Consider the following 20,142-nt stretch of genomic DNA (forward strand, 5'->3'; position numbering starts at 1 on the left):
AGCGTCATTGTCCGTCAATGCCTGCGGTGCAACAAGCACGCCGCCACCTGATACCATGAGCCATTGCCCATAACAGCCATAACGAGCCCGTGATGAACCAACCCTGGAGCCCCGAAAGCTGGCGTGCCCTGCCCATCCAGCAGCAGCCGAGCTACCCCGATGCCGCGCACCTGGCCAAGGTCGAGCAGACCCTCGCCAGTTATCCGCCGCTGGTGTTCGCCGGTGAAGCGCGTGAGCTGCGCCGGCAATTCGCCGAGGTCACCCAGGGCCGGGCGTTTCTGCTGCAGGGCGGCGATTGCGCCGAGAGCTTTGCCGAGTTTTCCGCCGCGAAGATCCGCGACACCTTCAAGGTGCTGCTGCAGATGGCCATCGTCATGACCTTTGCGGCCGGTTGCCCGGTGGTCAAGGTCGGGCGCATGGCCGGGCAGTTCGCCAAGCCGCGTTCGGCCGGTGACGAGACCATCGGCCAGGTGACCTTGCCAGCGTATCGCGGCGACATCGTCAACGGCATTGGCTTCGACGCACCCAGCCGCATCCCCGACCCCGAGCGCTTGCTGCAGGCGTATCACCAGTCCACCGCCAGCCTCAACCTGTTGCGCGCGTTCGCCCAGGGCGGTTTTGCCGACCTGCATCAGGTGCACAAGTGGAACCTCGACTTCATCGCCAACTCAGCCCTTGCCGACAAGTACCACCAGCTCGCCGACCGTATCGACGAGACCCTGGCGTTCATGCGCGCCTGTGGCCTGGACAGCGCGCCGCAGCTGCGCGAAACCAGTTTCTTCACCGCCCACGAAGCGCTGCTGCTGAACTACGAACAGGCGTTTGTACGCAGCGACAGCCTGACCGGCGATTTCTATGACTGCTCAGCGCACATGCTGTGGATCGGCGACCGCACGCGCCAGCTCGATGGCGCGCATGTCGAGTTTCTGCGCGGTGTGCACAACCCGATCGGGGTCAAGGTTGGCCCGAGCATGGACCCTGAGGAGTTGATTCGGCTGATCGATGTGCTCAACCCGAGCAACGATCCAGGCCGTCTGAACCTGATCGTGCGCATGGGCGCAGGCAAGGTCGGCACACACCTGCCGGGGCTGATCCGTACGGTAGAGCGCGAAGGCCGCCAGGTGCTGTGGAGCTGCGACCCGATGCACGCCAACACGATCAAGGCCAGCAGCGGCTACAAGACCCGCGACTTTGCGCAGATCCTCGATGAGGTGAAGCACTTCTTCCAGGTTCATCAGGCCGAAGGCTCGTACGCTGGCGGCATTCACATCGAGATGACCGGGCAGAACGTCACCGAGTGCATTGGCGGTGCGCGACCGATCACCGAAGACGGCTTGTCCGATCGCTACCACACCCACTGCGACCCGCGGCTGAATGCCGACCAGTCGCTGGAGTTGGCATTCCTCATCGCCGAAACCCTCAAGCAGGTCCGTCGCTGACCTGCTCCGCGCAGTCACTGCCAGCCAGTGACTGCGCGACCGGCTTACAGCTCGTAAGCCAGCAGCACGGCGCACACCACCAAAAAGCCACAGAACATCATGCGCAGCACGCGCTCGGGCAAGGCGTGCGCGAGCTTCACGCCCCAACTGATGCTGAGCAGCCCGCCCACGGCCAGGGCAGCGCCCATCTGCCAGTCAACACTGTGGTGCAGGCCGTAGGTGAGCAAAGTCACCGAGGTGCTCGGTGCCGCCAATGCCAGCGACAGGCCCTGGGCGACTACCTGAGTGGTGCCGAACACACTGGTCAGTACCGGTGTGGCAACCACCGCGCCGCCAACCCCGAACAGCCCGCCCATGGTCCCGGCAAAACAGCCGAGCACACCCAGCCACGGCCACGGATAACGCAACTGGCTGCTGGCCGGTGCGGTGCGCATGAACATCCGCGCCAGGTTCCACACCACCAACGCCAGCAAAAAGCCGACAAAGCCCAGGCGCATCGAATGGGCATCGATGCCGACCGCCCAGATCGAGCCCAGCCAGGCGAACAACAGACTGCACAGCGACAACGGCAAGGCGTAGCGCAGTTCGATGCGGTTGCGCTGGTTGTAGCGCCACAGCGCCAGCAGCACATTCGGCACCACCATCACCAGCGCGGTGCCTTGCGCGAGTTGTTGGTCCAGACCGAACAGCACGCCCAATGCCGGTATCGCGATCAAGCCGCCACCGATGCCGAACAACCCGCCCACCGTGCCCAATGCAGCGCCCAGTACGATATACAGCAACCACTCGGTCATCAGGGCCTCATCTGCCTGTTACACAATGTGTACATGCTAACCATTGCGGGCTGGTAGGGAAACGCACAGCAGCGCACAATGGCTTTGCGTATCTCGCACAAGCAGAGTCTTAATGAACCCCGATGCCCTTACCGAACAGCTGAGCCTGTTCCTCGACGTGCTCGACACCGGCAGTTTTTCCGCAGCGTCCAGGCGCCATCCCCTGACCCCATCTGCCGTGGCTCGGCGCATCGACAGTCTCGAGGCAGCGGTGGGCAGCCGGCTGTTCGTGCGCAGCACCCACGCCGTACGCGTGACGCCCGCCGGCAAGGCCTTTGCCGAACGCGCGCGGCGCATCATCGAAGAGCTGCGCCTGGCCCGCGCCGAAGCGGTGTCGCTGAGCAACGCCCCTGAGGGGCTGATCCGCATCGACGCCCCGGCCGCCTTCGGCCGCCTGCACCTGGCCCCGGCGATTGCCGACTTTCTCGCGGCGTATCCCGGGCTGGACGTACGCCTGCGCCTGATCGACAGCTTCGTCGACCTGCACGGCAGCCACCTGGGCGAGGTCGATCTGGTGTTGCGCGCCGGCCCCTTGGCAGACACCCGCCTGGTTGCTACGCCACTGGCCTATATGGTCCGCGTGGCCTGTGCCAGCCCGGCGTATCTGACCAACCGTGGCCTGCCAAACTGCCCCAGCGAACTGCCAGAGCACGACGGCCTCGACTGGGACGGCCTGGCGCCACCGTTTGCCTGGCGCTTCAACGTCGACGGCCAACTGCGCCTGTATCGGCCCAGCCGCATGCGCATGTCGGCCAACAACGCCGAGACCCTGCTGTGCGGCGCCCTGGCCGGTTTGGGCGTGGCACACCTGCCAACCTGGCTGATCAGCGAGCACCTGCTGCGCGGCGACCTGGTGCCGTTATTCTGTCAAAACGGCCTGCCTGCAGCCGAGACCAGCGGTATCTATGCATTACGCCTGGAACATGAAACGAACTCTCGCAGTCGCTTGCTGCTCGAATTCCTCAAGAGCCGGTTCAGTCCGTTGCCGCCGTGGGATCTTGCCCTGCGCAGCGAATTACGCTGGTAGTGACCGCGCCAGTTATCAGCGTGCTAGATTTTAAATCTGAAGAATTCAAGGACCTGCATGAACGCCGACACTAAAGCCCCTTGCGACGAGCTGCTGCTGAACAACCAGGTCTGTTTTGCCCTGCACTCGACCTCGTTGCTGATGACCAAGGTTTACAAGCCCTTGCTGCAGGCGCTGGGCCTGACCTATCCGCAATACCTGGCGATGCTGGTGTTGTGGGAGCAGGACGGCCTGACCGTAGGTGAAATCAGCAATCGCCTGCTGACCGACCCTGGCTCGCTGACCCCGCTGCTCAAACGCCTGGAAAGCGAGGGCCTGCTCAAGCGCACCCGCAGCCGCGAGGATGAACGGGTGGTACTGGTGCAACTGACCGACAAGGGCCATGCCCTGCATGAGGATGCCAAGCGCGTGCCGCAGTGCATTCTGCAGGCCAGCGGGCGCAGCCTGGAGCGGCTCCAGCAGTTGCAGGCCGAGCTGTTGGACCTGCGCGCCAGCCTGCAAAAAGCCGTATAGCAACTAGGCTGTGACAGCCGCTCCGACAAACGGTCAGCTATTTATCTTGCGCACTAACTAATTGCGCGCTAATTTAAATCCCACACCAACCAGCGCCACGGCGCGCAGCACATTACGCGAGGCTAGTCATGCAAAAGGTCACTCCGCTGTACATTGCCCAAGCCACTTCCACCGGTGGTCGTGATGGCAAATCCCGCTCGGACGACGGCAAGCTCGAAGTCAAATTGAGCACGCCGAAAGAGCTCGGCGGCGCCGGCGGCGAAGGCAGCAATCCCGAGCAGCTGTTCGCTGCCGGCTACTCGGCCTGCTTCATCGGTGCCCTGAAGTTTGTCGCGGGCCAGGCCAAGCAACCGTTGCCAGCAGACACCACGATCACCGCCAAGGTCGGCATTGGCCAGATTCCCGGTGGCTTTGGCCTGGACATCGACCTGGAGATCAACCTGCCCGGCCTGGAACAAGCCGCAGCGCAGGAGCTGGTCGACAAGGCACACCAGGTCTGCCCGTACTCCAATGCCACCCGCGGCAACGTCGATGTACGCTTGCATGTGAACGTCTGAGTAATCTTCAGGCATAAAAAAACCCGGCCAGCGCCGGGTTTTTTTTGCGTTCGGCAGAAGTGATTACTTCTTCGAACGGCCTTTGAAGCTACCGTCACGGGTGTCGATATCGATCATTTCGTCGATTTCGATGAAGTCAGCAACCTGAACTTCAGTACCGTTGGACAGTTTGGCAGGCTTCATGACCTTGCCCGAAGTGTCGCCACGCGCCGAGTTCTCGGTGTAGACAACTTTACGGCTGATGGTGGTCGGCAGTTCAACCGAAACCAGACGGTCTTCGAAGAACACCGCTTCGCAGACGTCTTCCATGCCTTCTTCGATGTACGGCAGAACGGCCTCGATGTCTTCGGCGTTCAGCTCGTACATGGTGTAGTCGCTGGTGTCCATGAAGGTGTACGAGTCACCGCTGATGAACGACAGGGTCGCTTCTTTGCGATCGAGGATCACGTCGTCCAGCTTGTCGTCTGCACCGTATACGGTTTCAGTCTTGTAGCCGGTCAGCAGGTTTTTCAGCTTGGTCTTCATGATCGCGCTGTTACGGCCCGACTTGGTGAACTCAGCTTTCTGAACCAGCCACGGATCGTTATCGATGCGCAGAACGGTACCGGGTTTGATTTCTTTACCAGTTTTCATTGCGAAATATCCGAATCTGGATGGATTTATAAAAATCGAGGCCGCGTATCATAGCGAATTTCGGCAAAAGTGTACTAGCGCTGTGGCGAGGTCCGGCTGAGCGGCTTGCGCGACAGCCCATTCGCGGGCATGGGTTTGCAGTTCGTCCCAGTGTGGCTGCAGCGCTTGCCAGGCCTGGCCCATGTCGCCGTCGATGTTCCATGCCCGCCACAATGCGGTCAGCGCCACGCTGGCCGGGTCTGACAGACCCTGGCGATAGAGCGCCAGGAACGCTTCGAGTTTTTCCCAGTGGGCATTCTCGTCCTGGACGTAGATATGCCACAGCATCGGCACACCGGCCCACTGCGCACGCACGAACGAATCTTCACCGCGCACGGCATTGAAGTCGCAGGCCCACAGCAGCTTGTCGTAATCACCCTGACTGACGAATGGCACCACCTGCACAGTCAGCGCGCCGCGTTGATGCAGCGCACCCGGCGCCAGCGTGGCAACCTCGAGCCAGGCCGCCAGGTCCGCCAGAATTCGCCCCTGTGGCACCAGCAGGTGAGTCGCTTGCGCCCCTGCCGCCAGCGCCTGCAGCCAACTGCCCAACTGGCGGTTCTCATAAGCGAACAGCGACAGCAGCCGGCTGCCGGATGCGACCTGCACGCCCAGCCCTGCCAAAAACTCTGCCCGTTGCTTTGGCGCTGACTGCAGGCTGTCGCGGCTCCCCAGCAAACCGGCCTCGCGCAGCAGGCCGCCGGTCCTGGCGGTGAAACCCGGGAAGAAAAACACCTTACGCAGGCCGCTGGGCTGGGGCGACGGCAAACCGTGGCAACCCTCGACCCAGTCTTCGGCGCTCAGGTACTCGAGGTTCAGCCACAACGGCGGCGTCGCTTGCGCGCTCATCGCTTCGATGTAGGCCGGGGGCAGTTGGCAGGCAAAAGCACCGATCACCACCTCGGCTGGTGTAGTGGCCGGCCATGCCGCCGGCCAATGGCGCACGTCGACCCCCTCGTGCCACTGCTGCTCGGCGTTGGCGTCAGCGGCTGGGCACAGTGGCACGAAGGCGTTCAGGTCGTCGACCCACAAGCGAACAGCCAGGCTATGTTCGGCCACCAGTTGCCGGGCCAGGCGCCAGGTCACGCCGATATCACCGTAGTTATCCACAACGGTGCAAAAGATATCCCAGCTGGCTTTCATCGCCGCTCCCATGCTGCGCGGTAAAACCCGCGATTTTGCGGATAAACGCCTGCCGACAAAAGCACCGCGCTGAATATTTGTCGGCGGCCATGCGACAATGCTCGCCACCCCGCCCTGCCAGGAGGCCGCCATGTACCGCCGCCGTGAACTGAAGATTACCCTCAAGCCCGTGCAACTGGTGCTGTGTATTGCCTTCGGCCTGTGGCTTGGCGCCGTCGCGATTGCCGTGAGCCTGTGGCTGGCGGCGCGGTTGTGGCCCGAACAGGTACAGCCGGTCGCTCAGGTGCTGGCACCGGCAATCGTAGCGCCGGCACCGGCCGCAGCCGGCGATGCCCAGGCGCAGATGTTCGAGCGCTACAAGGACATTCTGCACAACCAGGAAGCCGAGCAGGCCGCCGCAGCCGCGCAGGGCAACCCGCGTAACCTGAACAAGCCCAAGTGCCAGTTCTGGCTGCAGCAGAATCGCACCGCGCCGACCGACAAGAGCCAGGCCAACGTACTCGAGTTCTGTTACTGATGCTGAACAAGAATGAAGTCCTCAGCGCCATCGTCACTGCCCTCGAAGCCGACGTCGAGGCACTGCGGCGGGCCGCGCAGATCGCCTATGAAGCCGCCACCGCCGAAGAGAACAAGGCCGAGAACAAGTACGACACCCTCGGCCTCGAGGCTTCTTACCTGGCAACCGGCCAGGCCCGTCGCGCTGCCGAGATCCGCCAGGCGCTGCTGACCTATCAACAGTTGGTGCTGCGTGACTATGACCCCGCACGCGGCATTCAGATCAGCAGCCTGGTCACCCTCGAAGACGAACAAGGCGATCAGCGTCGGGTGTTCATTGGCCCGGAGGGCGCCGGCCTGAAGATTGGCCACGGGCCGCAGCAGGTGACCGTGATCACCCCGCGCTCACCACTGGGGCAAGTGTTGATCGGCAAGCGGCTGGACGATGAAGTGAGCCTGGTGGTGGCAGGCGTGGCCCAGGTGTCCGCCGTGGTTGCTGTCGTCTAAAGCAGCTCCAGCGCATCAAAGGCGCTGGCCAGGCCCTGCTCGGCAAACTGCTCGACGACAAAGTCGATGAACGCGCGGGTCTTACCCGGCAGCAGCTTGTGCCCAGCGTAGTAAACGCTGATGTTGCCATCGTCCACGTACCAGTCCGGTAGCACCCGTTGCAGCAGGCCAGCGCGCAGGTACGGCACAGCAAACGGCAGGCTGACCAAGGCAATCCCCAGGCTTTGCTGGGCCACCGCGCAGGCAGCATCGGAGTCGCTCATGGTCATGGCCTGACGCAACTGCAGCGGTCGTTGCTCACGCCCGCGACTGGTCAATGGCCAGGCCCGCACGCGGCCGGTCTGCGGCGAGCGGATAAGAATGCCGGGCAACTCGATCAGATCTTCCGGCTGATTGATCGCGGCGCGCCCTTGAATAAACCCAGGCGCCGCGACCAGCACCCGATGCGCTGGAGTCAACCGCCGCGCCACCACCCCCGGCGGCAGCTCGAAGCCGCCGCCGATGGCCGCATCGAAGCCCTGGCCGATCAGGTCGACCTGGCGGTTGTCGAAGTGCCAATCCGGCGTGATCGCCGGGAAGCGCTGCAAGAACTCACCCAGCAGCGGCAGCACGTACAGGCGGCCGAACACCGTGCCCATGCTCACCCGCAACTGCCCCGCCGGCTGCCCCTGCGCGCTGGCCAGGTTGGCCATTGCCGACTGGATAGTGCCGAAGCTGTCCTTGACCTCGCTTAAAAAGCGTTGGCCGGCTTCGGTCAGGGTCAGCTTGCGGGTGCTGCGCTGAAACAGCCGCACACCCAGGCGCGACTCCAGTTGGGCAACGTTCTTGCCCACTGCGGCCGGAGTCAGGCGCAGCCGCCGAGCCGCTTCGGCGAAGCTGCCAACCTCGGCGCTGCGGATAAAGCATTCCAGCGTACTGAATGACTCGATGGCCATGATTAGCAACCCATGGTTTACTCTGCTGATCGTGATTAGCATCTTATCAGTAGCTAATCGGCAGCGGATACTGCGCCCATGCCAAGGCCTTTCGCCTTGCCCACTAGCAGGAGTTCGCCCATGTCCAGTTCCCTCACCCTCACCGGCAAAGTCGCTTTGGTCCAAGGCGGTTCGCGTGGCATCGGTGCAGCCATCGTGCGCCGCCTGGCGCTGCAAGGCGCACAGGTGGCCTTCACCTACGTCAGCTCCGCCGGGCCTGCCCAGGCCTTGGCCGAAGAGATAAATAGCGCCGGCGGCAAGGCCTTGGCGCTGCGCGCAGACAGCGCCGATGCCAGCGCCGTCCAGCAAGCGGTACAGGACACCGTGGAGACTTTCGGCCGGCTGGATATCCTGGTCAACAACGCCGGCGTGCTCGCCGTTGCACCCGTCGCCGAGTTCGATCTGGCCGAGTTCGACCGCATGCTCGCGGTCAACGTGCGCAGCGTGTTCGTAGCCAGTCAGGCTGCAGCGCCGCACCTGGGCCAGGGCGGGCGAATCATCAATATCGGCAGCACCAATGCCGAGCGCATGCCGTTTGCCGGCGGCGCCCCGTATGCCATGAGCAAGTCAGCGCTGGTTGGCCTGACCAAAGGCCTGGCACGCGACCTCGGCCCGCAGGGCGTGACCGTCAACAACGTGCAGCCAGGGCCAGTGGATACCGACATGAACCCAGCCGATGGCGACTTTGCCGACAGCCTGATCCCGTTGATGGCCGTCGGCCGTTATGGCCACGCCGAGGAAATCGCCAGCTTTGTCGCTTATCTGGCCGGCCCCGAAGCGGACTACATCACCGGCGCCAGCCTGACCGTGGATGGCGGCTTTTCGGCCTGAGTACCTGCCCCGTTGCGCCAGACAGCGCGACGGGGTCGCCTGGTAATCGCTACCATGCAGCAATTGAATTGGGATGGGGCCAACGCAGCCCCAATACTCGATGTACTTTTTACTGCCAGCAAAGGATCTGCCATGCCCTCCCCGACCTTGAGTCGCGCCCTCATCCTGCTGATGGCGACCGCCACCGGCCTGGCCGTTGCCAGCAACTATTACGCGCAACCTTTGCTGCACAGCATCGCCGAACAGTTTGGCCTGAGTACGGTCAGCGCCGGCACCATCGTCATCGCTGCGCAGCTCAGTTACGGCGCCGGCCTGCTGCTGCTAGCGCCGCTGGGCGACATGTTCGAGCAACGGCGGCTGATCGTGTGCATGATTGCCATCGCCACGGTCGGTCTGGTCATCAGTGCCTGCGCTCCGAACCTGGCCTGGTTGCTGGTCGGCACCACGCTGACCGGATTGTTTTCGGTGGTGGCGCAGATTCTGGTGCCGATGGCCGCCAGCCTGGCCGCCCCCGAACAACGCGGCCGCGCGGTCGGCACCTTGATGAGCGGGCTGCTGCTGGGGATCCTGCTGGCGCGCACCGCTGCGGGCTTCATGGCCGAGCTGGGCGGCTGGCGCAGCATCTATGTGCTGGCGGCAGTGTTGATGGCGATCAGCGCCATCGCGCTATACCGCAGCCTGCCGCAGCACAAGAGCCACGCTGGGCTGAAATACCCGGCACTGATTGGCTCGGTCTTTCGCCTGTTCGCCGAAGAGCCGGTGCTGCGCCTGCGCTCGTTGCTGGGGCTGTTGGCGTTCAGCCTGTTTGCGTTGTTCTGGACCCCACTGGCGTTTTTGCTGGTGCGCGAGCCCTACCACTATGGCGAGGCGGCCATCGGCCTGTTTGGCCTGGCCGGGGCTGCCGGTGCCCTGGCAGCGAACTGGGCCGGGCGCCTGGCCGACCGCGGCAAGGGTGCCCTCGGCACTACCGTGGGCCTGAGTGCGCTGGTGCTGTCGTGGCTGCCACTGGGTTTTGCCGAACAGTCGCTGGTGGCCCTGCTGATCGGTGTGTTGCTGCTTGATCTGGCGGTACAACTGGTACATGTCAGCAACCAGAACGCCGTGATCAGCCTGCGTCCCGAGGCCCGCACCCGGCTCAATGCCGGCTACATCACCTGCTACTTCATCGGCGGCGCGCTGGGCTCACTGCTGGGGACGCAGTTGTTCGAGTACAGCGGCTGGAAAGCCATCGTCGTCGCCGGGATCCTGATCGGCACGCTGGCCTTGCTGGTGTGGGTTCTGGCCGAGCGCAGGCGCAAGCTGCAGCCGCCGCGCCCGTCGGCTGCCGCGAGCTGAATTATCTGCCAGCTCAATCGTTTCTCTGAACGGGCGCCTCTGAAATAGGGGCGCCCGGCGCTGCTGCGCCTGCTACCATGGCGCCCCTTTTTCGCCTGCCTGGCGCAATACCAGCAGGCTGCCCGCTGCCGCTGCCACGCCCCGCCTGCCCTCGGCGCAGCGGTGCCGCGCGCGCGTTTTTCCAGGAGCCCTGCATGACCTCGCTTCGCCCTCGCCTGCCCCTGAGCCTGCTCAGCCTTGGCCTTGCTCTGCACAGCGGGCAGGCCCTCGCTGACGGCGTGACCCTGGCGCCGTTGCAGGTGACCGATGTTTCCGCCAGCGACGGTTATCAGGTGCGCCAGGCGCAGGTCGGCGGCTGGCAGCCAGCGGCGCTGCTCGACACCCCGGCCTCGATCAGCGTGTTCAGCCAGCAACTGCTGGAAGACCGCCAGGTGCGCAAGCTCAGCGAAGTGCTGCAAAGCGATGCCTCGGTGGGCGAAAGCTATGCGCCGATTGGCTACTACGAAAACTTCAACGTGCGCGGCTTCGAGCTCAATGCTGCCAGCAGCTACAAGATCAACGGCCAGACCATCGCCGGCGAGCAGAACGTCGCACTGGAGAACAAGCAGCAGGTGGAACTGCTCAAGGGCTTGTCGGGTTTGCAGAGTGGCGTCTCCGAGCCGGGCGGCCTGATCAATTACGTGACCAAACGCGCCGCCGATGTGCGCAGCGTCAGCGTCTCGACCAACGAACACGGCGAGCGCTATCTGGCCACTGACGTTGGCGGCTGGTTCGGCAGCGAGCGCCAGTTCGGCCTGCGCGCCAACCTCGCCCACGAGGACATTCGCTCGTATGTCGACCACGCCGACGGCAAGCGTGATTTTGCCTCGTTGGCGTTTGACTGGCAGATCAGCAGCAACGCCACCTTGCAGCTGGACGCCGAGTATCAGCACCGCGAGCAGCGCTCAGTGCCGGGTTATCAGCTGCTTGGTGGCAGCGCAGTGCCGCATGGGGTCGATCCGAGTGATCGGCTTGCTTATCAGCAATGGGCCAAGCCCGTGCAGAACGATTCGCTGAACCTTGGCGGGCGCTTCGAGTACCGCTTCAATGATGACTGGAGCGGCACGCTGAGTGCTTCGCGCAGCAAGGTGGTGATCGACGATTACAGTGCGTTTGCCTGGGGTTCGAGCGAAGGCGCGTTCTTTGCCGGCAATGGCGATTACGACATCTATGACTACCGCAGCCCGGACGACACCCGTCGTACCGATGAGGCGCAGGCAATGCTCAATGGTCGCTTCGATGCCCTGGGCCTCGGCCACGAATTGACCGTAGGTGCCAGTGCGCAACGCCGTACCCTCGACCAACGCCCGTACTACAACGAATGGCTCGGCAGCGGCAATATCGATACCGGAGCGCCGCCACTGGAACCGTCGAGCAAGGCCGTTGGCGCCAGCGAGCGCCGCCTCGACAGCCGCCAATACGGTGTGTTCTTCAGCGACCGCATCACCTTCAACGAGCAGTGGCAAACCGTGCTCGGTGCCCGCGAAGTGCGCCTGGATGAGAAGACTTGGGACGAGACTGGCATTGCGGGCCGCCACACGCAGCAGTATCAACTGCTGCCAAATGCTGCGCTGATCTACAAGCCGCAGCCTGACACCACCGTCTACGCCAGCTACTCCAAAGGCCTTTCGGCCGGGGGCACGGCACCGTGGTTCACCAGCAACCTCGGCCAAATCCTCGCCCCGACGCTCTCAAGGCAACTGGAACTGGGCATCAAGCATGACTGGCAAGGCATGAGCTTCAGCGCTGCGCTGTTCCAGATCCGCCAGGCCTACCAGTACGCTCGCCCTGAGGTCGGTGGCTTTACCTACGTCCAGCAAGGCCAGCAAAAAAACACCGGCCTGGAGCTCGGCGCCAGCGGTTGGGCCACCTCGAAGTTGCAACTCCAAGCCAGCGTCGCAGCTATTCGCGCGCGGGTCGAAGACAGCGGCACCGACGCTTACGAAGGCCACCAGGCGATCAACGTGCCGAAGGTGCGCGCCGCGCTGCACGCCGAATACACCCTACCGGTGCCCGGCCTGGCCCTGCTCGGCGGCGCCCGTTACAGCGCCAGCAAGTACGCCAGCCAGGCCGGTAACGTCGAAGTCGGCGGCTACACCGTGTTCGATCTCGGCAGCCGCTACCGCACAGCCATCGGCGGCTATGACACGGTACTGCGCCTGACCGTCGACAACCTGTTCGACAAACGTTACTGGCGCGACACCGGTGATTATCTGGGCGACAACTATCTGTTCCAGGGCGCCCCGCGTACGGCTCGGTTGTCGGCTTCGGTGAGTTTTTAACCCAGCGTCTACCTGCACGCGGTCATCAACCGCGTGCAGGTGAAGTACAGCCCGCCAAACCGCGCCCAAAACAAAAAGCCCCCGAACTTTTCAGTTCGAGGGCTTCTCGTAGAATGTGGCGGTGAAGAAGGGATTTGAACCCTTGATACGATTTCTCGTATACACACTTTCCAGGCGTGCTCCTTCGACCACTCGGACACTTCACCGTTTCTCTTCAAGCTATTCAGCCTGTCGAGGCGCGCTAATTTAGTCGAAGAGTCGGGTATTGGCAAGCGCTTTTTTCAGAATTTTCATGCGCTTAAGCAAACCCGAGGATCGCTGCAGGGGCCGATGGCAAAGCTGCCATTGTACCCGGCGCTTTTCCCGCGCAACGGCGGCCACGGCCGCAACCCGTGGCCGCGATGGCCGCAGCTGACTGGCCGGTCAGCCTTGCTGCTTTACCTGCGCAGCTGCGCTGGGTAACGTCATCGCCACGCCACTTAAAGGACTCTGCCATGAACGAGCTGATCACTTACCACGCCGAAGACGGCATCGCCACGTTGACCCTGAACAACGGCAAGGTCAACGCCATCTCGCCAGACCTGATCACCGAATTCAACGCCGCCCTTGATCGTGCGGTAGTGGAGCGCGCTGTGGTGATCATCACCGGTCAGCCCGGCATTCTCTCCGGCGGCTACGACCTCAAGGTAATGACCTCGGGCCCACAGCAGGCGGTCTCGCTGGTCACCGCAGGCTCGACCCTGGCCCGCCGCCTGCTCGCGCACCCATTCCCGGTGATCGTCGCCTGCCCCGGCCATGCCGTGGCCAAGGGGGCGTTCCTGCTGTTGTCGGCCGACTACCGCATCGGCGTCGAAGGGCCGTACAAGATCGGCCTCAACGAAGTCGCCATCGGCATGACCATGCACCACGCCGGCATCGAACTGGCCCGCGACCGCCTGCGCCGCTCGGCCTTCCACCGCTCGGTGATCAACGCCGAGATGTTCGACCCGCAGGCGGCCCGCGAAGCTGGCTTCCTCGATGCGGTGGTACCCGCCGAGCAATTGCTTGAAGCCGCCACCAGCGCAGCCCATACGCTGAAAAAACTGAACATGAATGCGCACAAGAAAACCAAGCTGAAAGTGCGCAAGGACCTGCTTGATGCGCTCGACGAAGCGATCATCCTCGACCAGGACTTTGCCCTCTGAGCCCGCGCTGAGGTTGCCTGCGCGGCGCAGACCGACCAAGCTGTCCGACATAGTCAACCGAACAAGCGGACAGCCATGGGTCGAGTCGTCGCAGCGGCGGTGTACAGCGCCGGAAGAAAGGTCACCAACATCAGCATCGACGAGGGCAGTGAGTGGGCGAAAAAGCCCGGCCACTTCGTCTGGATCGGCCTGGAAGCGCCCAGCGCCGAAGAGCTGGCCAGCCTGCAGTGCCAGTTCAACCTGCATGAGCTGGCCATCGAGGACGCGCTGGAGAAACACAGCCGGCCCAAGCTGGAAACCTTCGGCGATGCGCTGTTCATCGTCACCTATTCGCCGGTGCGGCAGGACGGCAAGCTGGAATTCATCGAAACGCACATCTTTGCCGGCAACGGCTACATCATCACCTGCCGCAACGGCCACTCCAAATCCTACGCGCTGGTGCGCCAGCGCTGCGAAGCCCGACCGTTGCTGCTCGATCACGGTGAAGACTTCGTGCTGTATGCCCTGCTCGACTTCGTCACCGAGAATTACCAGCCAGTCAGCGAAGCGATCCACGGCGAGATCGAGGAGCTGGAGCAGAGCGTGCTCAGCAGTTCGCTGATGGAAGACGACATCCGCCGCCTGCACAGCCTGCGCCGCGACATCCTGCGCCTGCGCCGCTACGTGGCGCCGATGGTGGAAATCAGCGAAGAGCTGCAGCGGCTGAGCTTCCCCTTCATCGACAAAAACATGCGCCCGTATTTTCGCGACGTGCAGATCCACGTCACCCGGCAGATGGAAGACCTGGTGAGCATTCGCGATATCGCCAGCCAGACCATCGAGATCGGCATGCTGCTGGAGTCGTCACGCCAGAGCATTACCCAGCGCAAGTTCGCCGCGTGGGCAGCGATCCTGGCGTTCCCGACGGCGATTGCCGGGATCTACGGGATGAATTTCCAGAATATGCCCGAGCTAAGCTGGCACTACGGCTACTTTGCCGTGCTGAGCGTGATCGGCCTCGGCTGCACCGGGCTGTTCGCCAGTTTCAAGCGCTCGGGTTGGCTGTAGCGGGATAAGCAGGAGCCGCGCTGGCGGCTCCTGACAACTGCCTCAGGCGGCGCTTTCCTTGGCGCTCGGTGCGTGCGCAACAAAGCGCAGCATCCACTCGCCAACCAGATCGCCTTGGTGCTCCAGCTTGAGGCTGGCAATGGCGCGCTGGTAAACCTCGTCCCCCAAATGCTCCTGGCGGGCATCGAGCAGTGCCCGCGAGTAATCATGGACAAACTCAGGGTGGCCCTGGAAGCACAGCACCTGATCGCCCACATGGTAGGCAGCGTTCGGGCAGAAATCGCTTGAAGCAATCACCGTGGCGCCTTTGGGCAGCTGAGTGACCTGATCCTGGTGGCTGATCAGCAGGGTCAACTCGGTTACCTGCGGGTCCATCCATGGCGCATGCGCAGCCAGGGTGTAGCGGTGCACGCCCACGCCCCAGCCACGGTCGGCACGTTCGGCCTTGCCGCCGAGCACCAGCGCCAGCAGTTGGTGGCCAAAGCACACACCGAGCAACTTGTCGCCACGCTCGTACAGCTTGAGCAGGTACGCCTTGAGGGTCTGGATCCACGGATCATCGCCGAATGAGTCGGCCTTGCTGCCGGTCACCAGATACGCATCGAAGCGCTCGTCCTCGGGGGGATAGTCGCCGTTCATCACGTTGTACACACGAAACTCGGCCTGGTTGACCGACTGACGCAAGAACAGCTGCTCGAACATCCTGCCGTAACCCTGGTACTGCGCCGTCAGCTCTGGCCGCAGGACGTCGGTTTCAAGGATGCAGATGCGTAACGACATAGCGATAGTCCTGAACGACACAAGGAGGGTTTGGCTGTAGAGACTGCCGCGAAAGACACGTACAAGCAAGTAGGCTGTACTGACGAACGGTAAGGGGTGTCACCCTTGGTAACCCCCATCGCGCAGCGGTCTAGCCCAGACATATCGGGCTGCTGGCAAGTGGCCTTAAATGAAACTTGAATGACAAAGCCCGCACTTAGAACAAAGGGTTCTCAAACATGCATAACCTACACCCTACTGTTGGATGTATACCCAAAAGCAGGAGGCCAGCAGAACCGGCGTGTAGCCACGCCGCTGTGATCGACCCGACCCGGCAAAGGGAAGCCAACGGCTATTCAGGAATAACAACAAGAAGGCGGTCCGCCATGTTCAGACAATCAAAAGTACGCCAAGCCGGACTCATATTGTTCGCTACCACCTTGCTGCTGATCTTGCCGAACCTTTCTCGGCTGTTTGGCTGACAGCTTGTGTGGCTATTTCAGACACTGCATAGGTAATCTGCCGATCTCACCGGTTGGAGATTACCTATGCGCATCACCTTCGCCCTGCTGGCACTGCTGCTCAGCCTGCCCGTGGCTGCGGCGCAGCTGAACCTTGAGCTGGGTGAGCGCACGCGCCATTGGCAAACTGCTGAGCTGCTTGCCCATCCGCAGGCACGTGATATCGACATCCCGGCAGACGTCGCCTACAAGCGGCCCATGCATTACCGTGTAGTGCCCTTGGCTGTGTTGCTCGAGGGCGTGCAGCCAGGCGAACACCTGCAGGCCATTGCGCTGGATGGCTTTGCTGCCGAGATGCCCGCTGCGCCGCTGTTGGCCAATGGCCCCGCGCAGGCGTGGCTGGCGGTAGAGGACAGCGCCAAGCCATGGCCCGCACTGGGTAAAGACCAGCCGAGCGCCGGGCCGTTCTATCTGGTCTGGAGCAACCCTAAGGCCAGTGCCATCCGCCCGGAGCAATGGCCCTTCCAGATCGCCACCATTCGCCGCCTGGCAGCGGTCGAGCAACGCTTCCCGGCACTGCTGCCCGAAGCCGGCCTGCCCAGTGACGACCCGGTACGCCAGGGCTTTGCCCTGTATCAACAGAACTGCATGGCCTGCCACCGCCTCAATGGCGCCGGTGATGCGCAGTTCGGCCCGGACCTGAATCGCCCCTACAATCCTACCGAGTACTTCCAGCCGGCGTTTTTGCGCAAATACATTCGCGACCCACAAAGCTTGCGCCAGTGGTCGCAGGCAAAAATGCCTGGCTTTGCCGAAAGTGTATTGAGTGAACAGGAACTGGACGCGCTGCTGGCTTACCTGACGCACATGAGCAAGCGCAAAGGGTGAGCCGCAGGTAGAGCCATTCGCGAGCGCACTCGCGAATGGCCATGGCACTTAAGCGGTTTGCCGCTCGTGCTTGACGCCCCAGCCTTCGACTTCGCCACCGAGGGGTGAAACCACCCCCTCGAAGGCCTCTTCGAAGGCACCGATGCCGCGGTAGGTTGCATACATGATCTTGCTCAACTCAAGGTTCCAGCCGCCATCATCACGTTCTCGTACCTGAGCATTCAACGACTCGCCACGAAACCGCCCGGCCGCCTGGCGGGCGCCGCTTTCATCTGGAAATACCGCATAGAACTCGATGGGGTGGATCTGGGTGAAGTCAAAACCGCCAGCTTTCATCTGGCGCAGGACATTGCTGCTGATGTCGTCGTTCTGGCTGCTCATGAATCGTCCTCCTGAATAATGCAATGGATAGACTTTCCGTGCACTACGCACCTGCCGGCGCCGGTAAGGGCCGCAAACAAGCCGAGCTGATCGAGCTGATGCAAGACGCGAAGAAAACCGCGTCGGCCCGCAGAAGAGGCCGATGCGTGAGACTAGCGTAGTGCTTATCGCAGCACTACGCCAGAGGGGCTGCTCAAGGCAGTTCGCGGATGTCGCTGATGGTTACGCCGTTCTGCTCCTTGAGCCAGCGTGCCGTCGGCGCGTCGCTACGGTCCTGGAAGTCATTCAAATCCAGTTCATTCAAAAGCGGAAAAAGCTTGGTGCGTATTGCGCGTGCCGCCTCTTCATCACTGGGACGCTGATCGCCGGTAAGCAGCAGCGTCGTCGGTTCACCTTTCTGGTCGGCAAAGATGACTTCCCACTCTTTCATCGAATAACCCTCGGTGGATACGGAATTGACTGACATCCGTTCTAGCTTGACCACTGGCTGCAGAAGTTGTTCAGCGCGCTCGCCAGGCGCACATGAAAAAGGGCCCGCCGGTTACCCGGCGAGCCCTTCACGGTGCCTCAGCGCGCCCTATTTGGGCGTGCCGTGGACCACGCCTGCGGTGTTGTCGAGCAGGCTCTTGGTAGCGGTCTGGATGTAGGCTTCGAGGTTTTTCAGCAGTTCGGGCTGATCCGGGCTTTCGATCAGTTCGGCCTTGAACTCGCTGCCCAGCTGGTAGCGATACATGCGCGGCGTCATGTCCTTGGACTCGATCAAAATCCGGTCGCCCTTGACCAAGCCGACGATCTGCTCGCTGCCAGATGGCTTGATCATGCCCATGCCCTGGTCGCCTTCCGGCAGGTTGAGCAGGTCACGGCCCCAGCACTGATGACGGGTCTGACCACCCAGGCGGCCCATGATGGTCGGCACGATGTCGACCTGGGTGCCGACGGTGTGGTCGACCGCGCCGAACTTCTCCTGGATGCCCGGACCGATCAACAGCAGCGGCACGTTGAAGCGGCCCAGATCGAGCTCGGTGACCTGTTGATGGTTACCAAAGCCGTGGTCGCCAACGATGACGAACAGGGTCTCCTTGAAGTACGGCTCTTTACGCGCCTTCTCGAAGAACTGGCCCAGCGCCCAGTCGGAGTAACGCATGGCGGTCAGGTGCTCGTCGAGACGGCCCTGGCCGGTCACAGGCTCAACCGGCAGGTCTTTGGGCAGCGCGTACGGCGTGTGGTTGGAAAGCGTCTGCAGCAAGGCGTAGAACGGTTTCTTGCCGTAGTTTTTTGCCAGCTCTTCGGCACCACGGTCGAACATGTCCTGGTCGGACACACCCCAGGTCGGATCGGAGAACACCGGATTGACGAAGTCGTTACGGCCGATAAAGGTGGTCATGCCCTGGTTGCCGAAGAAACCGGACTGGTTGTCCCAGGCAAAGTCGCCGTTGTAGACGTACACATCGTCGTAGTCGCGGGCACTGAGCAGCGCCGGCAGGCCGGACAGTTTGTGGCCGCCCTCAGGGGTCTGCATCAGGTATTCGAAGCCCGGCAGGTTGGGGAAGCACGCCATGGTGGCAAACATGCCCTGATGGGTATGGGTGCCGTTGGAGAAGAAGCGGTCGAACAGCAGACCCTCCTTGGCCAGCTTGTCGAAGTACGGCGTGATGTTGTTGGGGCTGCCCAGCGCGCCCACCGAGTGACCGGCAAAGCTCTCCATCAGGATCACCACGACGTTCTTGATCGGCAGGGTGCGCTCGGCTGGCGGTACGAAATCACGACGGATCGCAGCTTCGTCGGCATCGACCAGGGTGTCGTGCGGCGTCAGCAGCAGGTCACGCACAGTTTGCTGTGCCACTTGCTGATCGAGCACCGGCTTCCAGACATTGGCGCGATCTTCGCCGAAGCGGCTCTTGGCAGCGTCGATCAGGGTCAGGGTGCCATTGAGGCCCAGCTGGTTGATGAAGTTGGAGTCGGTGGTGAAGGCGTCGCCCCAGCGCATCGGCGGGCCTTGGCGCAGGGTGCCACGGGCGGCAATCACGGCAATCAGCAGGATCACCATGAATACGGCCAGGCGGTAATACCAGGCCACAGGCGGGCGCGGGTTGCCGTGCAGCGCGCCGCTGGCAGGCCGGGTCAGCCGATCGATGCCTTTGAACAACAGGCTCAGCAGCCAGGTGCCGATCACCCAGGCGAGCAGATAGCGCACCACCGGGAAGCCGTACCAGAGCATGCTCAGGACGGTTTTCGGGTCTTCCTTGACGTACTGGAACACCAGTCCGTTGAGGCGCTGGTGGAACTCGCGATAGAAGTCCAGCTCCATCAGGCCAAGGAACATGACCACGCTCGAGGCGATCGTCAGCCACACGCGGAATACACCACGCGCTGCCATCGCCGCCGGGCTGAGGATCGCCAGCAGCAGCGGGATGCTCAGGTACACCACCACCCGCAGGTCGAAGCGCAGGCCATTGAGGAAGCCCTCGGCAACTGTGGAATACGGCGTATCGCCGATCATGTCGCTGTTGTAGGCCAGCAGGCCAAGGCGTACCAGGCTGAGCATCAGCATGATGACCAGGCCGCAGAGCAAGGTGTAGGCCAGGTGCGATTGCAGGGTTGGCGCGGAACGAACCGGCACGGCCCGTTGTTTCAAGGCATCCGTGTTAGCCATGAATGGGGAGATCCTAGGAGTTTGCGGGAAGGCGACAGCGCCCATAAGCCCTGCCAGCGGTCGTGGCGATAGGGCAAACGCGGCATTGTGCGGCGCGGATTCTGGTTAATCCAGTGTGAAAA

At 62.7% G+C, this 20,142-nt stretch carries 20 protein-coding genes and 1 tRNA gene; 12 read left to right on the forward strand and 9 right to left on the reverse strand.

Going from position 1 to position 20,142, the window contains the following annotated elements:
* The first annotated feature begins 92 nt into the window (after positions 1-92).
* The gene (locus AC58X1_RS08505) at positions 93-1,439 is read left to right on the forward strand and encodes a class II 3-deoxy-7-phosphoheptulonate synthase (protein ID WP_101321563.1); all 1,347 of its coding nucleotides are present in this window, start codon (positions 93-95) and stop codon (positions 1,437-1,439) included.
* Positions 1,440-1,483: 44 nt separating this feature from the next.
* Here the strand turns inward: AC58X1_RS08505 and AC58X1_RS08510 are convergent, their stop codons facing one another.
* Complete coding sequence (locus AC58X1_RS08510; protein ID WP_497428674.1) at positions 1,484-2,233, reverse strand: sulfite exporter TauE/SafE family protein; 750 nt, start codon at positions 2,231-2,233, stop codon at positions 1,484-1,486.
* Between the two features lie 112 nt (positions 2,234-2,345).
* Here AC58X1_RS08510 and AC58X1_RS08515 point away from each other — a divergent pair, with 112 nt between their 5' ends.
* The 3 genes from AC58X1_RS08515 to AC58X1_RS08525 all read left to right on the forward strand — a co-directional run bounded on the left by AC58X1_RS08515 (position 2,346) and on the right by AC58X1_RS08525 (position 4,369).
* A complete protein-coding gene (locus tag AC58X1_RS08515) occupies positions 2,346-3,299 on the forward strand; it encodes a LysR family transcriptional regulator (protein WP_181106973.1) in 954 nt (317 codons plus the stop codon).
* Positions 3,300-3,356: 57 nt separating this feature from the next.
* Positions 3,357-3,812 carry a MarR family winged helix-turn-helix transcriptional regulator gene (locus AC58X1_RS08520; RefSeq protein WP_101321569.1) on the forward strand — a complete coding sequence of 152 codons (456 nt, stop codon included), beginning with the start codon at positions 3,357-3,359 and terminating at the stop codon, positions 3,810-3,812.
* A 128-nt stretch (positions 3,813-3,940) separates the two neighbouring features.
* Positions 3,941-4,369: an organic hydroperoxide resistance protein gene (locus AC58X1_RS08525; RefSeq protein ID WP_150570117.1), complete on the forward strand. Its 429-nt coding sequence runs from the start codon at positions 3,941-3,943 to the stop codon at positions 4,367-4,369.
* 63 nt (positions 4,370-4,432) lie between these two features.
* Here AC58X1_RS08525 and efp read toward each other — a convergent pair whose 3' ends face one another.
* Together efp and earP are read right to left on the reverse strand one after the other, a co-directional pair.
* Entirely contained in the window at positions 4,433-5,002 is a 570-nt protein-coding gene (gene efp / locus AC58X1_RS08530; protein ID WP_101321573.1) for an elongation factor P, read from the reverse strand.
* A 48-nt stretch (positions 5,003-5,050) separates the two neighbouring features.
* The gene (gene earP, locus AC58X1_RS08535) at positions 5,051-6,184 is read right to left on the reverse strand and encodes an elongation factor P maturation arginine rhamnosyltransferase EarP (RefSeq protein ID WP_497428675.1); all 1,134 of its coding nucleotides are present in this window, start codon (positions 6,182-6,184) and stop codon (positions 5,051-5,053) included.
* Positions 6,185-6,314: 130 nt separating this feature from the next.
* On the opposite strand from earP, the gene AC58X1_RS08540 reads away from it, so the two are divergent.
* Both AC58X1_RS08540 and AC58X1_RS08545 read left to right on the forward strand, forming a co-directional pair.
* Positions 6,315-6,701 (forward strand): hypothetical protein, encoded by a 387-nt coding sequence (locus AC58X1_RS08540; RefSeq protein WP_150570115.1) that lies wholly within the window; start codon positions 6,315-6,317, stop codon positions 6,699-6,701.
* Positions 6,701-7,186, forward strand: coding sequence for a GreA/GreB family elongation factor (locus AC58X1_RS08545; protein ID WP_371918883.1), 486 nt, complete (start codon positions 6,701-6,703; stop codon positions 7,184-7,186). The genes AC58X1_RS08540 and AC58X1_RS08545 overlap by 1 nt, the downstream gene beginning before the upstream one ends.
* On the opposite strand, the gene AC58X1_RS08550 is transcribed toward AC58X1_RS08545, so the two are convergent.
* A complete protein-coding gene (locus tag AC58X1_RS08550; RefSeq protein WP_497428676.1) occupies positions 7,183-8,121 on the reverse strand; it encodes a LysR family transcriptional regulator in 939 nt (312 codons plus the stop codon). The genes AC58X1_RS08545 and AC58X1_RS08550 overlap by 4 nt on opposite strands.
* Positions 8,122-8,241: 120 nt before the next feature.
* Between AC58X1_RS08550 and AC58X1_RS08555 the strand changes: the two genes are divergently transcribed.
* From AC58X1_RS08555 to AC58X1_RS08565, 3 genes are all read left to right on the forward strand, one after another.
* Complete coding sequence (locus AC58X1_RS08555) at positions 8,242-8,991, forward strand: 3-oxoacyl-ACP reductase family protein (protein WP_497428677.1); 750 nt, start codon at positions 8,242-8,244, stop codon at positions 8,989-8,991.
* 132 nt (positions 8,992-9,123) lie between these two features.
* On the forward strand, positions 9,124-10,326 hold the full coding sequence (locus tag AC58X1_RS08560; protein ID WP_497428678.1) for an MFS transporter: 1,203 nt from the start codon (positions 9,124-9,126) through the stop codon (positions 10,324-10,326).
* Positions 10,327-10,520: 194 nt separating this feature from the next.
* On the forward strand, positions 10,521-12,647 hold the full coding sequence (locus tag AC58X1_RS08565; protein WP_497428679.1) for a TonB-dependent siderophore receptor: 2,127 nt from the start codon (positions 10,521-10,523) through the stop codon (positions 12,645-12,647).
* A 116-nt stretch (positions 12,648-12,763) separates the two neighbouring features.
* Here the strand turns inward: AC58X1_RS08565 and AC58X1_RS08570 are convergent.
* Positions 12,764-12,853 (reverse strand) — tRNA-Ser (locus AC58X1_RS08570).
* A gap of 288 nt (positions 12,854-13,141) precedes the next feature.
* Here AC58X1_RS08570 and AC58X1_RS08575 point away from each other — a divergent pair.
* Positions 13,142-13,831: a crotonase/enoyl-CoA hydratase family protein gene (locus tag AC58X1_RS08575; protein WP_150570110.1), complete on the forward strand. Its 690-nt coding sequence runs from the start codon at positions 13,142-13,144 to the stop codon at positions 13,829-13,831.
* Positions 13,832-13,906: 75 nt separating this feature from the next.
* Positions 13,907-14,878 (forward strand): magnesium and cobalt transport protein CorA, encoded by a 972-nt coding sequence (locus tag AC58X1_RS08580; RefSeq protein ID WP_101321582.1) that lies wholly within the window; start codon positions 13,907-13,909, stop codon positions 14,876-14,878.
* Positions 14,879-14,920: 42 nt separating this feature from the next.
* Here the strand turns inward: AC58X1_RS08580 and AC58X1_RS08585 are convergent, their stop codons facing one another.
* Positions 14,921-15,658, reverse strand: a complete 738-nt coding sequence (locus AC58X1_RS08585; protein ID WP_401182117.1) for an amidotransferase — start codon at positions 15,656-15,658, stop codon at positions 14,921-14,923.
* Between the two features lie 527 nt (positions 15,659-16,185).
* On the opposite strand from AC58X1_RS08585, the gene AC58X1_RS08590 reads away from it, so the two are divergent.
* Complete coding sequence (locus tag AC58X1_RS08590) at positions 16,186-16,986, forward strand: c-type cytochrome (protein ID WP_259072284.1); 801 nt, start codon at positions 16,186-16,188, stop codon at positions 16,984-16,986.
* A gap of 48 nt (positions 16,987-17,034) precedes the next feature.
* Here the strand turns inward: AC58X1_RS08590 and AC58X1_RS08595 are convergent, their stop codons facing one another.
* From AC58X1_RS08595 to AC58X1_RS08605, 3 genes are all read right to left on the reverse strand, one after another.
* The gene (locus AC58X1_RS08595; protein ID WP_101321585.1) at positions 17,035-17,367 is read right to left on the reverse strand and encodes a ribonuclease E inhibitor RraB; all 333 of its coding nucleotides are present in this window, start codon (positions 17,365-17,367) and stop codon (positions 17,035-17,037) included.
* 193 nt (positions 17,368-17,560) lie between these two features.
* Positions 17,561-17,797 carry a hypothetical protein gene (locus tag AC58X1_RS08600; RefSeq protein ID WP_101321586.1) on the reverse strand — a complete coding sequence of 79 codons (237 nt, stop codon included), beginning with the start codon at positions 17,795-17,797 and terminating at the stop codon, positions 17,561-17,563.
* A 147-nt stretch (positions 17,798-17,944) separates the two neighbouring features.
* Positions 17,945-20,020, reverse strand: a complete 2,076-nt coding sequence (locus tag AC58X1_RS08605; protein ID WP_497428680.1) for an LTA synthase family protein — start codon at positions 20,018-20,020, stop codon at positions 17,945-17,947.
* Between the last annotated feature and the right edge of the window lie 122 nt (positions 20,021-20,142).

This window comes from Pseudomonas sp. PGPR N4, assembly GCF_059693665.1.

Bases quoted from the DNA above. Each gene is read 5' to 3' on its own strand.
- AC58X1_RS08605 (WP_497428680.1), bottom strand. From the start codon at position 20,020: ATGGCTAACACGGATGCCTTGAAACAACGGGCCGTGCCGGTTCGTTCC.
- AC58X1_RS08590 (WP_259072284.1), top strand. From the start codon at position 16,186: ATGCGCATCACCTTCGCCCTGCTGGCACTGCTGCTCAGCCTGCCCGTG.
- AC58X1_RS08540 (WP_150570115.1), top strand. From the start codon at position 6,315: ATGTACCGCCGCCGTGAACTGAAGATTACCCTCAAGCCCGTGCAACTG.
- AC58X1_RS08560 (WP_497428678.1), top strand. From the start codon at position 9,124: ATGCCCTCCCCGACCTTGAGTCGCGCCCTCATCCTGCTGATGGCGACC.
- efp (WP_101321573.1), bottom strand. From the start codon at position 5,002: ATGAAAACTGGTAAAGAAATCAAACCCGGTACCGTTCTGCGCATCGAT.
- AC58X1_RS08565 (WP_497428679.1), top strand. From the start codon at position 10,521: ATGACCTCGCTTCGCCCTCGCCTGCCCCTGAGCCTGCTCAGCCTTGGC.
- AC58X1_RS08510 (WP_497428674.1), bottom strand. From the start codon at position 2,233: ATGACCGAGTGGTTGCTGTATATCGTACTGGGCGCTGCATTGGGCACG.
- AC58X1_RS08545 (WP_371918883.1), top strand. From the start codon at position 6,701: ATGCTGAACAAGAATGAAGTCCTCAGCGCCATCGTCACTGCCCTCGAA.
- AC58X1_RS08525 (WP_150570117.1), top strand. From the start codon at position 3,941: ATGCAAAAGGTCACTCCGCTGTACATTGCCCAAGCCACTTCCACCGGT.
- AC58X1_RS08505 (WP_101321563.1), top strand. From the start codon at position 93: ATGAACCAACCCTGGAGCCCCGAAAGCTGGCGTGCCCTGCCCATCCAG.
- AC58X1_RS08600 (WP_101321586.1), bottom strand. From the start codon at position 17,797: ATGAAAGAGTGGGAAGTCATCTTTGCCGACCAGAAAGGTGAACCGACG.
- AC58X1_RS08585 (WP_401182117.1), bottom strand. From the start codon at position 15,658: ATGTCGTTACGCATCTGCATCCTTGAAACCGACGTCCTGCGGCCAGAG.
- AC58X1_RS08515 (WP_181106973.1), top strand. From the start codon at position 2,346: ATGAACCCCGATGCCCTTACCGAACAGCTGAGCCTGTTCCTCGACGTG.
- earP (WP_497428675.1), bottom strand. From the start codon at position 6,184: ATGAAAGCCAGCTGGGATATCTTTTGCACCGTTGTGGATAACTACGGT.
- AC58X1_RS08575 (WP_150570110.1), top strand. From the start codon at position 13,142: ATGAACGAGCTGATCACTTACCACGCCGAAGACGGCATCGCCACGTTG.
- AC58X1_RS08580 (WP_101321582.1), top strand. From the start codon at position 13,907: ATGGGTCGAGTCGTCGCAGCGGCGGTGTACAGCGCCGGAAGAAAGGTC.
- AC58X1_RS08520 (WP_101321569.1), top strand. From the start codon at position 3,357: ATGAACGCCGACACTAAAGCCCCTTGCGACGAGCTGCTGCTGAACAAC.
- AC58X1_RS08550 (WP_497428676.1), bottom strand. From the start codon at position 8,121: ATGGCCATCGAGTCATTCAGTACGCTGGAATGCTTTATCCGCAGCGCC.
- AC58X1_RS08595 (WP_101321585.1), bottom strand. From the start codon at position 17,367: ATGAGCAGCCAGAACGACGACATCAGCAGCAATGTCCTGCGCCAGATG.
- AC58X1_RS08555 (WP_497428677.1), top strand. From the start codon at position 8,242: ATGTCCAGTTCCCTCACCCTCACCGGCAAAGTCGCTTTGGTCCAAGGC.